Raw genomic sequence first — 15,714 nt, forward strand, 5'->3', positions numbered from 1 at the left:
GAAATAATGAGAATTGCAATTGATGCAATGGGCGGCGATCATGCGCCAAAAGAAATTGTACTTGGTGTAATGAAAGCAGCAGCCCAATATAAAGATGTAGAATTTATTCTTTTTGGTGATGAAATTAAAATAAATGAATATTTAGCTGATAAAACACGCATTCGGGTTGTACATACGGATGAAAAGATCGAAAGCGATGACGAGCCAGTTCGTGCTGTAAAACGCAAAAAGAAAGCATCAATGGTTCTTGCCGCACAAGCTGTAAAAGATGGGGAAGCAGACGCTTGTATTTCAGCTGGGAACACGGGAGCGTTAATGGCAACGGGATTGTTTGTTATCGGTCGTATTAAAGGTATTGATCGCCCAGCTTTGGCGCCAACACTTCCAACAGTTACAGGCAAAGGTTTTGTCATGCTTGATTTAGGTGCGAATTCCGAAGCGAAGCCTGAACATTTATTACAATTTGGTTTAATGGGTTCGGTTTATGCGGAGAAAGTACGCAAAATTGAGCGCCCACGTGTCGCATTACTGAATATCGGAACGGAAGAAACCAAAGGAAACGATCTAACAAAGCGTACTTTTGAATTAATGAAGAACCAAAATGTATATAATTTTGTTGGTAATGTAGAAGCGCGCGATATTATGATGGATGTGGCAGATGTTATCGTAACAGACGGTTTCACAGGTAATATGGTACTGAAATCTATCGAAGGAACAGCAGGCGCGTTCTTTAGTCTAATGAAAATGAGCCTTCTAAATGGCTTTAAAAATAAGATCGCCGCGTCTTTCTTGAAAAAAGATCTGATGGAATTGAAGGCAAAAATGGACTATAGCGAATATGGCGGGGCCTGTCTTTTCGGTGTTCAAGCGCCCGTTATTAAAGCGCATGGCTCATCCAACGCTAGTGCCATTTTTTCAACTGTCCGTCAAGCACGTGAAATGGTTCAAAAACAAGTGGTAGAAACGATTAAAACAGAAGTTGCAAGCGGTCATTTACAAGCAGAAAAAGAGAAAGCAGAGCGTGAAGGAGGAACTAAGAGTGAGTAAAATAGCATTCGTATTCCCTGGTCAAGGGTCACAAAAAATAGGTATGGGACAAGATGTTGCTGCCGAATATAAAGAAGCGCAGGCGGTTTACACAGCCGCTGATGCCAAATTAGGCTATTCGATTACCGATGTAATTAACGACGGTCCAATGGAACTTTTAACAAAATCGGAAAATGCACAACCAGCGTTAGTTTCGACAAGTGTAGCCATTTTGAGAGCACTTGAAACGTACGGCGTGAAAGCGGATTTCGTGGCAGGTCATAGCCTAGGCGAATATAGCGCGCTTGTAGCAGGTGGTTTCCTAACGGCAGAAGACGCTATTTATTTAGTGCATCGTCGCGGTAAATTAATGGAAGCAGCGGTACCGAACGGACAAGGCGCGATGGCAGCGGTACTCGGTCTAGACCGTGAAAAGTTGGGCGCGATCACAGACTCCGTGACATCAGAAGGCGACGATGTCCAACTCGCAAATTTAAATTGCCCAGGCCAAATCGTCATCTCAGGAACTGTCGTGGGCGTTGAAAAAGCAGGCGAACAAGCAAAAGAAGCTGGTGCGAAACGTGTGTTACCACTGGCGGTAAGTGGACCATTCCATTCTAAATTAATGATCCCAGCAGCAGAACAATTCCAAGCAGAACTGGATAATATCGCGTTCCAAGACGGCAAAATCCCAGTGGTGAATAACGTGGATGCCGAAGCAACAACGGACAAAAATGCCATTCCTGAAAAACTAGTTAAACAAATCTATTCTCCTGTTTTGTGGGAAGATATTGTGACAAATCTTATCGAACAAGGTGTGGATACTTTTGTTGAAATCGGTTCAGGCAAAGTACTTTCAGGCCTAATCAAGAAAATAAACCGCGATGTAACAATTTTAGCGGCAGGCGACGTTGCTTCTGTGAAAGAAGTTGCGGAACAATTGAAGGAGGCAGAATAATGACATTAACAGGTAAAGTAGCGCTTGTAACAGGCGGCTCACGCGGAATTGGTCGCGAAATCGTAATGACACTTGCAAAAGAAGGCGCGACAGTATTTTTTAATTATAATGGGAGCCAAGAAGCGGCGGAAGCGATTGTAAAAGAAATTACGGATGCAGGCGGAGAAGCGGCGGCAATGAAAGCAAACGTAGCGATTGAAGAGGACGTACAAGCTCTTTTTAAAGAAGCTGTTGATAAATATGGTCGCATCGATATTTTAGTGAATAATGCTGGTATTACGCGCGATAACTTATTAATGCGTATGAAAGTGGATGAGTGGGACGCGGTTATTGATACAAACTTAAAAGGCGTATTCCTATGCACAAAAGCCGTTTCTCGTACGATGATGAAACAGCGCTATGGCAAAATTATTAATATCACATCTGTTGTTGGCTTGATTGGAAACGCGGGTCAAGCAAATTATGTGGCGAGTAAAGCGGGCGTTATCGGCTTAACAAAAACGACAGCGCGTGAACTAGCGGCGCGCGGTATTAATGTGAATGCGGTAGCTCCTGGTTTTATCGCAACAGAAATGACGGATGAACTAGACGAAGCGACGAAAACAGCGATGTTAGCTCAAATTCCGCTTGGTAAATATGGTTCGGTGGAAGATGTTGCGAATGCAGTGTTGTTCTTAGCGAGTGATGTATCAAGTTATATGACGGGGCAGACAATCGCGGTTGACGGCGGCATGACAATGTAGTCTTGCTGGGCGACGAGAAATACCCATCTTCGTCGTTAAAGTCTGCGCTCCGATGCTCTCGTACCTCAGTACGCTCCGCTTCGGTGCTCGACTTTGCCTAGAATCTGGGCATTTCTCGTCGCCCAGCAGTTTGGAGGCACGGAGTTGGATTGGAAGTTAGTCAAGGCTTAGCTAGGAGTGGACAGAATATCATTTGAGTTGACAAATGAGCAGCTCTCGCCCCGCTGAGGTTTTGTGGTTGAGGTCGTGAGTTGCGTTAAGGATTAGTTTTAAAATGCTAATTATTCCCTTTTTCGCATCGAATAAGTGTATCCTGATCTCATTAGAATGCTAGTCTAGCACTCGTTTTTGTGTCTTTTTTTAATTAATAGTTTACGAAATGGGAGAAATCCTATATAATACTTGGAGGGAGGTGAAGTAAACAATGGCAGAAGTATTAGAGAAAGTAACTAAGATTATCGTCGATCGTTTAGGCGTTGAAGAATCTAAGGTGACTTTAGAAGCTTCCTTCAAAGACGATCTAGGTGCAGATTCACTAGACGTTGTTGAATTGGTTATGGAACTTGAAGATGAATTTGGTGTAGAAATTTCTGATGATGATGCAGCAAATATTGAAAAAGTTGGGGACGCTGTGAAGTACATAGAGGCGAACGCATAATTCCGACTTGTTTTAAGCAAATGAACGAGGGTGTCTAGGTAGCACAGACTGTTTTAGACGGTTAATCCGGTTAAAAAATTCTGTCGCACGTCTAGACATCCTCTTTTTCCACATTAAAGTTTATTTTCTAAGCAGAGTCTGATTTACAGCTGTTTAGAAAATAAAGCTCTGGTGTGTCAATAGAAACGGAGGGCTTTACAGATGAATCTTTGGGAAGAACTACAAGAAAGTGTAGGCTTTACTTTTACGGATATTAATCTTTTGAAAACGGCTTTTACTCATTCATCCTACGTCAATGAACATCGCAAGGAAAAGATTGAGGATAATGAACGTTTGGAGTTTCTTGGTGACGCGGTGCTTGAAGTGACCGTATCGCGTTATTTATTTGAGAAATTCCCAGATATGGCGGAAGGTCAGATGACAAAGATGCGTGCGTCCATCGTCTGCGAGCCATCACTCGTTGATTTTGCGGAGATGGTGAACTTCTCGCGCTACGTTAGACTTGGGCGTGGGGAAGAGCGTGCGGGCGGTAGAACGAGACCTGCGCTGCTTGCTGATGTTTTTGAATCCTTTATCGGTGCGCTCTTTTTAGATCAGGGGCTGGATAAAGTGGTGCGCTTTTTGGAACGTGTCGTCTTTCCTAAGATCGATGCGGGCTATTATGAGCAAACTGTGGATTATAAAACGCAGCTACAAGAAATCGTGCAGAAGGATCGCGATGTTGTGATCACCTATACGATTTTAGATGAAAAAGGACCTGCGCATAGCAAGGCGTTCGAGGCTGTTGTTGCTATTAACGGAGTAAAACGTGGTGATGGTACTGGAAAAACGAAGAAACAAGCGGAGCAACATGCTGCTAAAAGTGCCATTGAAGCGTTGCGCCAAAACTAAGCGGTAAAGGAGTCCGGACATGTTATTAAAACGACTGGAAATGAATGGTTTCAAATCATTTGCTGACAAGATGGTAATTGATTTTGTGCCGGGCACTACGGCGATTGTAGGTCCAAATGGAAGTGGAAAAAGCAATATTACCGAAGCGATTCGCTGGGTACTTGGAGAGCAATCTGCCAAAAGCCTTCGCGGTGGACGCATGGGCGATGTTATTTTTGCAGGGAGTGATACGAGAAAACCGATCAATTTTGCGGAAGTTTCACTCGTTTTTGAAAATGAGGATCGCTTTTTACCGCTGGATTATAGTGAAGTGTCGGTGACAAGACGTATTTTCCGAAATGGAGATAGTGATTATTTGATTAATAAGCAATCGTGTCGCTTGAAGGATATTGTGGATTTATTTATGGATTCAGGTCTTGGGCGCGAGTCGTTTTCGATTATTAGTCAGGGGAAAATTGACGAGATCTTAAATAGTAAACCAGAAGAACGGCGCTCGATTTTTGAAGAAGCTGCTGGTGTACTTAAATATAAACATCGCAAAAAACAGGCTGAAAATAAACTTTTCGAGACCGAAGAGAATTTGAATCGGGTACAAGATATTCTGTATGAGCTAGAAAATCAGATGGAGCCGCTTGAAATTCAGGCGAGCGTAGCAAAGGACTACTTATTCCAGCAAGAGGAATTGGAGAAGTTCGAAGTCACGCTTCTTGTTGCGGAGATTGAGGCCTTCACGGAAAAAATCGCGGGGCAAAAAGCAGAATTTGAAAAGACTGGCGATATTTTAGTGAAGATGCAGGCAGAAATTAAAGCAGAAGAAACGCAGATTTATACGCAAAAGCAAAAACTTGCAGCACTCGATCAACAAATAGAGGTGATGCAAGCCGAGTTATTGGATGCAACGGAGCGATTGGAGCAGCTAGAAGGACAACGCAATGTCGCATTGGAGCGCAAAAAACATAGTAATGAGAACGAACAGGGCTTAAATGAAAACTTGCAACAAGTCGAGGCGAAAATTGCAACACTGGAAACGCAAAAACAAGTTTTATTGCAGGATAAGTTAGAAAAAGCAGCTGTCCTCGAGGTTTTCATAAAGGAAAAGAAAGCGCTCGAAGCCAAGTTAGCGGAATATAACACGCTGTCTGAAGAAAAAATCGAGAACATGAAAAGTGATTATATCGAATTACGCCACACACAAACAACGATGAAAAATGATATCGGTTATTTGGAACGCCAGCTATCGCAAATGCAAGGCCGGTCGGAGAAATTGGACCAGGAGAATCAGCAACATATCACGGAGCGTAACGAAATTAATGCGCACGTAGCAAGTCTGGAGAAGCATTTAGCCGAACTACAAGCGAAACTCGCGGAACAAATGGCGCATTACCAAGCAATTCAAGCAGCATTGACAAAGCAAGAAGCAGTTTTTACCAAGCAGGAACAGGAAATGTATCGTCAATATGAACTGATCCAACAAGCGAAATCGCGTCAGGATACGTTAGCGGAACTTGCAGATGATTACGCTGGATTTTTCCAAGGTGTTCGTGAAGTTTTGAAGGCCAAGAAGAAGTTGAACGGGATTTTAGGCGCTTTTGTGGAACTGGTTGAAATTCCGGAACATTACCAAAAAGCATTGGAAATCGCGCTTGGTGCGAATGCGCAGCACGTGATTGTGAAAGATGATCAAGCGGCGCGTGATGCCATCCGTTATTTGAAAGATACGCGGGCAGGGCGGGCGACATTTTTACCGTTGACAACGATGCAACCACGCCAAATACCTACAGCCACAAAACAAGCCATCGAGCAGCAACCAGCTTTTGTTGCTTTGGCAAGTGATGTTTTGACGTATGATTCTCAGATCGAGAATGTTATTTTGAATGCGCTTGGAACGACAATTTTGGCAAAGGATTTAAAGGGCGCGAATTTACTCGCAAAAATGGTGAATTTCCGATATCGCGTGGTGACATTAGAAGGCGATGTTGTTAATGCGGGCGGTTCTATGACTGGTGGGGCAACAGCGCAAGGCAAATCGTCTATTATGACACGAAAACATGAATTAGAAAATCTGAGCAAAACAATCGCGCAGATGGCCGTATCCGTCGAGAAAACGGAAAAACAATATGCAACACTCAAAAATGAAGTGAAGGAAACACGTGAACAGCTGGAAGAAGCGCGTTCTGTCGGGGAAACACTCCGCTTACAAGAAACGGAACTGCTTGGCAAAAAAGAACGTGCCCAAGAGCGTCTCGTTGTTGCGAATAAACAACTTCAAATTTATGATATGGAAAAAGAAGAAGGTACGACCGAGCTAGGCCAGCTATCTGAACGTAAAGTTACGCTAGAACAAGAGCTAGCCGCGTTACTCGTTACCATTGAGGCACTAGATCAGCAAATCCAGGAGATGACGCAAAAAAGAAAAGAGCAAGAGAATAACCGTGTCAGCGATCAAGAGAGCTATTCTACGATCAAATCTCAAGCCGCAGTGGGACGAGAACAGCTCCAAACAGCGGAGCAAGCACTCCGAAATCTGGAAACGGATATCAGTGAGTATTACGCAGAAAAAGAAGCCTTGTCATCCAAACTCGCGATGTTACAATCGAACATAGAAACTGTTCACACGAGTACAGAAGCGTTGGCAGAAGCAATTGAACAGGCTCGTGAAACGAAAGATCAAACAGCGATAAAACGTGAGAAATTACGAGAAGATCGCGCTCAAATACAGGACGATTTAGCAGAATCGGAAGAATTACTGCAACAAAAACAAAATCAAGCTAGTTTTTATATGGAACAAAAGACCTCCGCAGAAGTTGGCATGAGTCGGCTCAATGCGGATATCGACAATCGCTTAGAGCGTTTATCTGAGACATATGTGCTCACTTTTGAGGCTGCTAAAGCACGCGCTATGGCTGATTTAGATATCGACCACGCGCGTTCTAAGGTTCGCTTGCTGAAACGCTCGATCGATGAATTAGGTGTTGTGAATATCGGCGCCATTGATGAATTTGAGCGAATTAAAGAACGTTTTGAATTCTTGAATGGGCAACAAACGGATTTATTGGAGGCGAAAACGACGCTTTTCCAAGTCATGGATGAGATGGATGAAGAGATGAAAAAACGCTTTGACGCATCTTTCACGGCGATTCAGACGGAATTCGCGATTGTCTTCCCTGAACTTTTTGGCGGTGGACAAGCACGATTGATCTTGCAAAATCCAGATGAAGTTTTGACAACGGGCGTTGATATTGAGGCCCAACCACCAGGCAAGAAGCTCCAAAATTTGAGTTTGCTATCTGGTGGGGAACGTGCGTTAACAGCGATCGCTTTATTATTTGCGATTATTCGCGTGCGACCGATGCCATTCTGTATTTTAGATGAAGTAGAGGCAGCGCTTGATGAAGCAAATGTGACGCGATTCAGCCGCTATTTGAAGAAATTTGAACGCGATATTCAGTTTATCGTGATCACGCACCGCAAAGGCACGATGGAAGAAGCTGATGTTTTATACGGTGTAACGATGCAAGAATCCGGTGTCTCTAAGCTCGTTTCGGTACGCTTGGAAGAGACCGCCGAATTAATCAAATAAGAGGAGTTGCAATCCGATGACATTTTTTAAGAAAATGAAAGATAAATTAACACAGCAAACGGACTCGGTAACAGAGAAATTCAAAGATGGCTTATCTAAAACACGGGACAATTTTTCGGGTAAAATGAATGAACTCGTTGCTCGTTATCGCAAAGTAGATGAGGAATTTTTTGAAGAATTGGAAGAGCTTTTGATCCAAGCGGATGTTGGTTTTGATACGGCGCTTGAAGTTGTGGATCAGTTACGTGAAGAAGTGAAATTGCGCAACATTCAAGATCCAAAAGCGGTACAAGAGGTCATCGTTGAGAAACTTGTGGCGATTTATCAAGGGGAAGACGAGGAATTACCAGAGCTTAATATCCAAGCAACAGGTTTAACGGTGATCTTATTTGTAGGCGTGAACGGTGTCGGTAAAACAACGACGATCGGGAAATTAGCGCATCATTTGAAATCAGAAGGCAAAAAAGTATTGCTTGCGGCGGGCGACACGTTCCGAGCTGGCGCGATTGATCAGCTAGACGTTTGGGGCGAGCGCGTCGGTGTAGACGTTATTAAACAAGCCGAGGGAAGCGATCCTGCGGCGGTGATGTATGACGCGGTTCAGGCTGCGAAAGCGCGCGGTGTGGACGTGCTACTCTGTGATACGGCTGGACGCTTACAGAATAAAGTCAATCTCATGAACGAGCTAGAGAAGGTGAAACGTGTAATCACGCGTGAAGTACCAGATGCTCCGCATGAAGTGTTGCTCGTTCTAGATGCTACGACTGGACAAAATGCGTTTATTCAAGCGAAACAGTTCAAGGAAGCAACAGATGTGAGTGGAATTGTACTGACTAAACTAGATGGCACAGCAAAAGGTGGAATTGTGATTGCGATTCGTAACGAGTTGCATATTCCTGTTAAATTTGTTGGGCTAGGCGAGAAAATGGACGATTTACAAGCTTTTGATGCGAACGAATATGTATATGGTTTATTCGCTGATGTGATCGATAGCGCGAAGGAATAATTTTATTTTGTCAATAAAGAAACCTGTCCGCATGAAAACTTCTACGCGATTGAGCGTGTGTCTTCATGCGGACAGGTTCTTTCAGTCACTTATTTTCTTGTAATGTAGTTCCACAAATTGACCAAAAGTAGTAGTATCGACCAATTCGAGGCGTTCGGCATAGTCGCCTTCTTCAAATAGGCGTTTTCCTTTGCCGAGCATGACTGGCGTAATTTGAATCCACCATTCGTCGATCATATTTGCTTCTAAAAGTGGTTTTAATAAGTTGCCGCCACCGACGATCCAGATTGTTTTTCCTTCTTTTTCTTTTAATTGATTGACGAAGGAAACGGGATCTTGATGTATTGTTTGGACATCTTGAAAGTTCGTAGAGGTGTCTCTACTGAAAACAAAGACGTCTTGATCTGCATAGAGTGGTTCGTTGCCTTGTATTTTTAGAACTTCTTCGTAGGTTACTCTTCCCATTATGACGGTATCGATGTTTTGGATGAATTTTTCGTAGGTTGTTTCTCCGCCTGTATCTGTTTCAAATAGCCAGGTTAAGCTGTTTGTATCGTCTGATAGGTAACCGTCTAATGTGATGGCACCGTAAAAAACTACTTTTCTCATGTTTTAGTCGCTCCTTTTGTTTGGGGATGTTTTTATTATAGCAGGGATTGGGTGTGGAAGACAGGTGTAAGATGGGTGTGTGGGTTCGGTGCCTCCGAAAAATCCAAGTGCGGGATTTATCTACGCCCCCTAAAAATAAAAAGGTTGTCAGTCTCGCTTTGCTCCACTGCCTATTGATTCACTAAATCAAACCAAACGACGGTTTGAAAGCTCATCAACATAACGGGCTTCTTCAGCCTTTCGATGGATCTAGCTTCAACGGCCAGCCTCTCGGAATTTTCGTGGCCTCCGCAAAAACCAAGTGCGGGTTTTCACTGCGCCCTCTAACAAATTCTGTCGAGGCTAACGGGCCGTTTCAGCCTTTCGATGCTTGACATTCCCCATTTTTACACGTATTCTTGTATAGTATAAGTGAACGATAAAATGAGGGGCGATGTTTGATATGTTTGAGAAAACGACGCGTATGAATTTTTTAATTGACATCTATGATTCGCTCTTGACGGAGAAGCAGAAGTCCTATGTTTCACTTTATTATTTGGAGGATTTGTCGCTTGGGGAAATTGCTGAGGAGTATGAGGTGAGTCGGCAGGCGGTATATGATAATATTAAGCGTACGGAAGCTGTGCTTGAGAATTATGAACAGAAGTTAGGTATTTTAAAGCAGTATCAGGCGCGGGAAGATTTGGTGGAATTGCTTGAGAAACGCTTGATCGAAAAAAATGTAGTAGATAATGAAGTGGCGGGTCTACTTCAACAACTTAAAAATATGGATTAGGAGGCGGCGTATATGGCATTTGAAGGATTAGCTGGCCGTTTACAAGAAACGATGAACAAAATCCGCGGAAAAGGGAAAGTGAATGAGGCGGATGTAAAAGAAATGATGCGTGAGGTGCGACTCGCTTTACTAGAGGCGGATGTTAACTTTAAAGTCGTGAAGCAATTCATTAAAACAGTGAGTGAGCGCGCGGTTGGTAGTGAGGTCATGAAGAGCTTAACGCCAGGTCAACAGGTCATTAAAATTGTGCAAGAAGAGCTGACAACGTTGATGGGTGGCGAGGAAAGTAAGATTGCTGTCGCTGATAAACCGCCAACTGTTGTCATGATGGTTGGTCTGCAAGGTGCTGGTAAAACAACAACGACTGGTAAACTTGCAAACTTACTACGTAAAAAATACAATCGTAAACCACTTCTCGTAGCGGCGGATATTTATCGTCCAGCGGCGATTAAACAATTGGAAACGTTGGGAAATCAGCTGGATATGCCAGTCTTTTCTTTAGGCGATCAAGTGAGTCCTGTCGAAATTGCGAAACAGGCGATTGCGAAGGCGAAAGAGGATCATCTAGATTATGTGTTGATTGATACGGCGGGTCGTCTGCATATTGATACGGAATTAATGGATGAATTGGTAGCTGTGAAAGAAATAGCTAATCCGTCTGAAATTTTACTCGTTGTCGATTCGATGACAGGGCAAGATGCTGTGAATGTAGCGGAGAGCTTCAATTCCCAACTAGATATTACGGGCGTTGTGCTGACAAAATTAGATGGTGATACTCGTGGTGGTGCGGCGCTTTCTATCCGTTCTGTGACACAAAAACCGATCAAATTTGTTGGTATGGGTGAAAAAATGGAGGCACTTGAAAGTTTCCATCCGGATCGCATGGCATCGCGTATTCTTGGTATGGGAGATGTGCTTTCACTCATTGAAAAGGCGCAGGTTACTGTCGATGAGGATAAAGCGCGCGAATTGGAACAAAAAGTGAAAGATATGTCCATGACGCTGGACGATTTTTTGGAGCAGTTACAACAAGTACGCCAAATGGGGCCGCTTGATGAACTTTTGAAAATGATGCCAGGTGCTAATAAAATGAAAGGTCTCGATAATATGAATGTCGATGAAAAGCAATTGACGCATATTGAGGCGATCATTAAATCGATGACTAAGGCTGAGAAAGATCATCCAGATATTATTAACGCGAATAGACGGAAACGAATTGCGCGAGGTTCTGGTCGTCCAATTCAAGAAGTCAATCGTTTGTTAAAGCAATTTAATGAGATGAAGAAAATGATGAAACAAATGTCTGGTGTAGGTGGTAAGGGCAAGAAGAAACGTGGTGGCGGTATGGGAAACTTTAAATTACCGTTTTAAAATAATGAAATAGGAGAAGCGTAGTGGTCACTTTTGTGATTGCTATGCTTTTTTGTGTAGATAAAGAATAATTGTTACATAGAACGGAAGAGAAATCGATCCATTAAGAATTATTTATTTGGAAGCAAATGTATAGATTTGGATTGTGTTTTGTTAGAAAAATATAAGAGAGGTAGTTTTTTAGTAGTATATATAGGTGCAAAAGGTCTAATTGCATTTTTGTTAACAATGTAACCATTAATAGGGCTATAGCTTTTGATTCAGTCTTTATACACGAGATTGTTTTTTCTTAATAGTTCGTTAATTTGAAATTAAGGTAATTAGTAGCTATTTATCAGGAGTTTTTTATGTCTATTATTTAAATTAAACTTCTTTTAGTCTTTTTGTCTATTATTTATCATATTGGGGTAAAGAAGCATTTGTAAGGATACAGGGATGAGTCACTCATTTTTAAGTAATAATTTCTTACATATGAATCATTAGGGGGTGATTAAAAGGGGGTTATGCGCAGTGGGAAATAGTTGGAGGTGTATTTTTTTAGTTTATCAGTTGATAGATACTTGTTGATTTCTATTAAACCTTATGAGGGTAAGGTTCGAGGGGGATAAAAAAATGAAAAAACAACAGGTGGATTATAAGCGCAGAATGAATTCGAAAAATAAGCAAAAAGCAAAAATGTTAGCGACTCTGTTTACAGCTGCTACTATTGTGGCTTCACCAGTGACTATTCACTATAGCGGGTTAGATCGTAGTTTTTCATTAAGCGGGACGCAGGCGGAAGCTGCAACGATTAGTTTGCTTGGTAATACGACTTTAACGCCAAGCTATGTTGGAGGCAAGCTGATTATTCAAATTAAGGGGACGCAGATTGCTAACATTGGTTTACTTCAAGATTATCATCCTTATTTTCAACTTCCAGATGAACTAAAGACATTATTGTCAAATCCAGCTATTAAGGCTAATTCAAGTGTTGCGTATGATATACCATACTTGGGTTTGTTTGGGGCGCAATTATCAAATAAAGGTACGGTAGCTGGGGAAGATTTATTATATGATGCCACAAAAGGAACGATAGGCGCGACTGTTGCGAATGGCTTAGGACTCTCGTTAGCTGGATCGACGACATTTACGCTGACCATCGATTTAATGGCTTTGGGATTGACCGCATTACCAGCGGGGATTGGTGATGATAGACTGGACTTTGCTGGGCGTGTTAGTGATGGATTGCTGGATGTGGATTTGTTGAATTCGGATGCGGCTCGTGCGTTTATTGAGGCGCCGGAGGCTGACGCCGATGCCGATGCCGATGCCGATGCCGATGCCGATGCTGACGCGGATGCTGACGCCGATGCAGATGCTGATGCTGACGCCGATGCCGATGCCGATGCCGACGCTGACGCCGATGCCGACGCTGACGCCGATGCCGATGCGGATGCTGACGCCGATGCCGACGCTGACGCCGACGCCGATGCTGACGCCGATGCGGATGCCGATGCCGACGCTGATGCCGATGCGGATGCCGATGCGGATGCTGATGCCGACGCGGATGCTGACGCTGACGCGGATGCCGACGCGGATGCCGATGCGGATGCCGATGCCGATGCTGACGCTGATGCCGATGCGGATGCTGATGCGGATGCGGATGCGGATGCCGACGCTGATGCCGATGCCGACGCCGATGCGGACGCGGATGCCGATGCGGATGCCGACGCTGATGCTGATGCTGATGCTGACGCCGATGCCGACGCTGATGCTGATGCTGATGCTGATGCTGACGCGGATGCGGATGCCGATGCGGATGCCGATGCGGATGCCGACGCAGATGCAGATGCCGACGCCGATGCGGACGCGGATGCCGATGCGGATGCTGATGCTGATGCCGATGCGGATGCTGACGCTGATGCCGATGCTGATGCTGATGCGGATGCGGATGCCGACGCAGATGCCGACGCAGACGCAGATGCAGATGCCGACGCTGACGCTGATGCAGATGCTGACGCCGATGCCGACGCGGATGCTGACGCTGATGCCGATGCGGATGCCGATGCCGATGCGGACGCTGACGCTGATGCCGACGCGGATGCTGATGCCGACGCGGATGCTGACGCCGACGCGGATGCTGACGCCGACGCCGATGCGGATGCTGACGCCGACGCCGACGCCGATGCCGATGCGGATGCCGATGCTGACGCTGATGCCGATGCGGATGCCGATGCTGACGCCGATGCGGATGCCGACGCCGATGCGGATGCCGATGCTGACGCCGATGCGGATGCCGATGCGGATGCCGACGCTGATGCCGACGCTGATGCCGACGCCGATGCCGATGCTGACGCTGATGCGGATGCGGATGCGGATGCCGACGCCGACGCTGATGCCGATGCTGACGCTGATGCCGATGCCGATGCCGACGCTGATGCCGATGCGGATGCCGATGCTGACGCCGATGCCGATGCCGACGCCGACGCCGATGCCGACGCCGACGCTGACGCCGATGCTGACGCCGATGCAGATGCCGACGCTGACGCTGATGCCGATGCGGATGCCGACGCCGATGCCGACGCGGATGCTGATGCCGATGCGGACGCCGATGCGGATGCTGATGCGGATGCCGACGCAGATGCGGATGCTGACGCTGACGCTGACGCTGACGCTGACGCTGACGCGGACGCTGACGCTGACGCTGACGCAGATGCTGACGCCGATGCCGATGCGGACGCAGATGCTGACGCCGATGCCGATGCGGATGCTGACGCTGATGCCGATGCGGATGCCGATGCGGATGCTGACGCTGACGCCGATGCCGACGCTGATGCGGATGCCGACGCTGATGCTGATGCGGATGCTGACGCTGATGCCGACGCCGATGCCGACGCTGATGCGGATGCTGATGCGGATGCTGACGCCGATGCGGATGCCGACGCAGATGCCGATGCGGATGCCGATGCGGATGCTGACGCTGATGCGGATGCCGACGCTGATGCGGATGCTGACGCTGATGCCGATGCGGATGCTGACGCTGACGCTGACGCCGATGCAGACGCTGATGCGGATGCCGACGCTGATGCTGACGCTGACGCGGATGCCGACGCGGATGCCGACGCCGATGCTGACGCCGATGCTGACGCTGACGCTGATGCGGATGCCGACGCGGATGCCGACGCGGATGCCGACGCCGATGCTGACGCTGATGCCGATGCGGATGCTGACGCGGATGCCGATGCGGATGCCGACGCCGATGCCGACGCTGATGCGGATGCGGATGCTGACGCCGATGCGGATGCGGATGCTGATGCCGACGCCGATGCTGACGCCGACGCGGATGCCGATGCAGACTCAGATTCAGACGGAGACATTGATTGGGTAGGCTTTAATGTGGATCGTCCAATGATTAATCCTATCTATGCAGGGGATAAAATCATTAAAGGTAGCACTAATTATGGAAGCAGTAGCATGGTAAGTTTACTGCGTGAAGTCCAAGCTTATGCGGCTGCGCTTCCTGCTGGGACAACTTTTAAATTGACGTTAAAACTCCCTGATGGCACTGTGATCGGTAATATTACCTTGAATCCAGATGGAAGTTATTCTGTTAATGTTAATGGTCATGTACTAAAAGCTGGCGATATCGTTACCGCATTCCTTACTGCTACACGAGGAGACCAAACGAAAACCAGTGCAGTTGCTTCAACGCAAGTACTACCAGCAATCGATGATACGGATGCTGATGCCGATGCTGACTCTGACTCCGACGACGATCCAAGCACACCGATTAATACGGGAAATGCTGGCGGTGGCTCAGGCTCAGGTACTGGAACAACGGGTGGAACTGTTACGCCAATCAATACTGCATCTGGCTCGGGTGGTAGTCCAACCATAACGCCAATCAGTACTTCTACTGGTACTAGTCCTACTACTAGCGGCTCCTCAGATTCGATGTTACCGTCCACTGGTGATGAAAACTCGACCGCCGCTCAATGGTTTGGTGGAGGATTGTTACTCTTGGCTGGTGGCTTCTTATTGAATCTATTTAGAAGAAAACCACAGGAATAAAAAGTTAGATCCTCTGCTCTAGTCATAGGCTGGAGCAGAGGATTAAA

11 protein-coding genes are annotated in these 15,714 nt (G+C 45.9%); 10 read left to right on the plus strand and 1 reads right to left on the minus strand.

Annotated features, from left to right (window positions below):
• Positions 1-6 precede the first annotated feature (6 nt).
• The 7 genes from plsX to ftsY all read left to right on the plus strand — a co-directional run bounded on the left by plsX (position 7) and on the right by ftsY (position 8,862).
• Entirely contained in the window at positions 7-1,047 is a 1,041-nt protein-coding gene (gene plsX, locus UE46_RS07590; RefSeq protein WP_036060143.1) for a phosphate acyltransferase PlsX, read from the plus strand.
• A complete protein-coding gene (gene fabD / locus UE46_RS07595) occupies positions 1,040-1,984 on the plus strand; it encodes an ACP S-malonyltransferase (protein ID WP_036060144.1) in 945 nt (314 codons plus the stop codon). The genes plsX and fabD overlap by 8 nt, the downstream gene beginning before the upstream one ends.
• The gene (gene fabG / locus UE46_RS07600; RefSeq protein ID WP_036060145.1) at positions 1,984-2,727 is read left to right on the plus strand and encodes a 3-oxoacyl-[acyl-carrier-protein] reductase; all 744 of its coding nucleotides are present in this window, start codon (positions 1,984-1,986) and stop codon (positions 2,725-2,727) included. Before fabD ends, fabG begins: the two co-directional genes overlap by 1 nt.
• A 424-nt stretch (positions 2,728-3,151) precedes the next feature.
• On the plus strand, positions 3,152-3,385 hold the full coding sequence (locus tag UE46_RS07605) for an acyl carrier protein (protein WP_036060159.1): 234 nt from the start codon (positions 3,152-3,154) through the stop codon (positions 3,383-3,385).
• A gap of 201 nt (positions 3,386-3,586) precedes the next feature.
• Positions 3,587-4,276, plus strand: coding sequence for a ribonuclease III (rnc, locus tag UE46_RS07610; protein WP_036060160.1), 690 nt, complete (start codon positions 3,587-3,589; stop codon positions 4,274-4,276).
• Positions 4,277-4,295: 19 nt separating this feature from the next.
• Positions 4,296-7,856, plus strand: coding sequence for a chromosome segregation protein SMC (gene smc / locus UE46_RS07615; RefSeq protein WP_118907515.1), 3,561 nt, complete (start codon positions 4,296-4,298; stop codon positions 7,854-7,856).
• Positions 7,857-7,872: 16 nt separating this feature from the next.
• A complete protein-coding gene (gene ftsY / locus UE46_RS07620) occupies positions 7,873-8,862 on the plus strand; it encodes a signal recognition particle-docking protein FtsY (RefSeq protein ID WP_036060162.1) in 990 nt (329 codons plus the stop codon).
• An 81-nt stretch (positions 8,863-8,943) separates the two neighbouring features.
• Here the strand turns inward: ftsY and UE46_RS07625 are convergent, their stop codons facing one another.
• Positions 8,944-9,471: a dihydrofolate reductase family protein gene (locus tag UE46_RS07625; RefSeq protein ID WP_036060163.1), complete on the minus strand. Its 528-nt coding sequence runs from the start codon at positions 9,469-9,471 to the stop codon at positions 8,944-8,946.
• Between the two features lie 442 nt (positions 9,472-9,913).
• On the opposite strand from UE46_RS07625, the gene UE46_RS07630 reads away from it, so the two are divergent.
• The 3 genes from UE46_RS07630 to UE46_RS16295 all read left to right on the plus strand — a co-directional run bounded on the left by UE46_RS07630 (position 9,914) and on the right by UE46_RS16295 (position 15,667).
• A complete protein-coding gene (locus UE46_RS07630; protein WP_036060166.1) occupies positions 9,914-10,246 on the plus strand; it encodes a putative DNA-binding protein in 333 nt (110 codons plus the stop codon).
• A 12-nt stretch (positions 10,247-10,258) separates the two neighbouring features.
• Entirely contained in the window at positions 10,259-11,617 is a 1,359-nt protein-coding gene (ffh, locus tag UE46_RS07635) for a signal recognition particle protein (RefSeq protein WP_036060167.1), read from the plus strand.
• Between the two features lie 612 nt (positions 11,618-12,229).
• A complete protein-coding gene (locus UE46_RS16295; protein WP_233231004.1) occupies positions 12,230-15,667 on the plus strand; it encodes an Lmo1799 family Asp-Ala repeat surface protein in 3,438 nt (1,145 codons plus the stop codon).
• The last annotated feature ends 47 nt before the right edge of the window (positions 15,668-15,714 follow it).

The sequence above is a fragment of the Listeria weihenstephanensis genome, from assembly GCF_003534205.1.
GTDB lineage: Bacteria > Bacillota > Bacilli > Lactobacillales > Listeriaceae > Listeria_A > Listeria_A weihenstephanensis.